We start from the raw sequence: 2063 nt of genomic DNA, 5'->3' as shown, positions 1-2063 counted from the left end.
GATCGACGGCGTCATCGTCTCCACCCCAGATCACACCCACTACCTCGCCGCCATGCACGCCATCAAGCACGGCAAGCACGTCTGCGTCCAAAAACCCCTCTGCAACTACATCTCCGAAGTCCGCGATCTCCACCGCGCCGCCAAAGACGCCAAAATCGTCACCCAGATGGGCAATCAGGGCCGCACCATGGACGGCCAGCGCATGGCCAAAGAATGGATCGAGCAGGGTGTCATTGGCACCCTCAAAGAAATCCGCCTCTGGACCAATCGCCCCATCTGGCCCCAGGGCCCTATTAAGAAGAAGCTCGTCGAATGCCCCGCCAATCTCGACTGGGACCTCTGGCTCTCCTGCGAACCCTCCGAGCCCTACTTCGAGTTCGACCTCGACCCCGAACTCGCCAAAAAGAAGCAGCGCTCCCCCGGCCCCGCCCCCTTCAACTGGCGCGGCTGGTGGCAGTTCGGCTCCGGCGCCCTCGGCGACATGGGCTGCCACATCATGGACTCTAGCTTCTCCATCCTCGGCCAGCTCATCCCCGAGAAGATCGAAGCCGAATCCGGCCCCATCACCGACCTCAATGCCCCCATGTGGTCCAAGCTCATCTACCACATGCCCGCCGGCAAACACCCCGCCCTCACCGTCTCCTGGCACGACGGCGAAAAAGACGGCGTTCCGAATAAGCCCGAGCGCCACCCAGACATCCCCGAAGACACCTTCAAAAAAGCCACCTCCGGCATGATGTTCATCGGCACAGACGGCGTCATCTTCGAAGGCGACGCCTACTGCAAGAGCCCCCTCGTCTACCCCCTCGAAAAATACAAAGCCGTCCGCGAAGACATGAAGTCCGGCAAGATCAAGCAGACCGAAACCCGCTCCGTCATGCCAGACAATCCCCAGGGCGAATGGGCCCACCACATCGTCAATGGCGGCCTCCCCTCCTCAAACTTCGACTACTCCGCCCCCCTCACCGAATTCGTCCTCCTCGGCAACCTCGCCATCCGCGCCCAGCAGACCGTCCAGTGGGACAAATCCGCCATGAAAGTCACCAACGTCGAAGCCCCCAACAAATTCATCACCCGCCCCTCCTACCGCGACGGCTGGAAAGCCTGATCCCCCTCCCTTCTGGAAATCCGACACCTCAAAAATCAAAAATCAATTGCTCCTCAATCGTCAATCACTCACACCCACCGCCCTCATAAGCCCAAAGACCTGACGCTCCATCCTTCGCAGGCTCGCCTCGGAGAATGGATCAGCCGTCCAGCTCAAGGCAAGGAGTTCGGGGTTCGCTTCGCGGCTTCGCAGCAGCCCGTCCGGTTCTTCGTATTGTAGTCCCGCCTTCAGGCGGTTCCGGAATCCCAGAACTCTCATCAAACCAAAACGGCAGCGGTCCACCCCGCTGCCGTTTCGTTCATCTCCCCAGCGCCAACGGCGCGACCTATCGCAGCCCAGGGCATCGCCCTGGGTACCGGACCACCCACACGGGAAACAAACCAAGAGCAGCTTGCCCTTCGTCCTATCCTACGTAGCTCAAAGAGCGAAGGAGGAAGCTTCAGTGAAGAATGTGCCAACCGCAGCACTCACACACGGCCCTTTTTTGATATGGCAGATGATTCGATTGTCAATCAACGACAGCATCGCTCAAAAAGCGGGCAACGAAAAGTTGGTCACTAAGTCCTTTATTGTCAGACCGTGTTGCTGAATAAGCTCATTGACATGCTCTACTGAAAGGGAGTCAAACTCGAGTCGTTGAAACGATCTAAAAAACGCCCTAGTAGCTTTTAGAAGCGCCTTTAACTCCTTCGCCCGAACAACTTGCACCTGTCTGTTAAAGCCAGCGCCATTTCCAAGCTTGCTCGTCGGAATAATCATCAAGTTTGTACTTTTCGCCCCGGGGTAATTTTTTTCAAACCACGCTAACGAGTTATTCATCTGGCCAGTTGAGGTGGACCCCGTTCTTCGGCCAGGATTGCGTGAAGTTAAGCTATGATGCTCACGGCTGGGAGTGGTGATGGTTCGTGTCTCTGGGATCGCTTAGCAAGGGCTTTGCTCCGCATTTTGAGCTGTG

At 57.4% G+C, this 2063-nt stretch carries 1 protein-coding gene; it reads left to right on the top strand.

The annotated features are described in order from the left end of the window. On the top strand, window positions 1-1108 hold a 1108-nt coding region (locus WAW39_RS21905; protein WP_422321291.1), incomplete at its 5' end, for a Gfo/Idh/MocA family protein. Between the last annotated feature and the right edge of the window lie 955 nt (window positions 1109-2063).

This window comes from Prosthecobacter sp., from assembly GCF_049294395.1.
In the GTDB taxonomy this organism is placed as follows: domain Bacteria; phylum Verrucomicrobiota; class Verrucomicrobiia; order Verrucomicrobiales; family Verrucomicrobiaceae; genus Prosthecobacter.
Note: the sequence above shows the minus strand (reverse complement) of the source record. Positions and strands in the feature narration are given on the sequence as shown.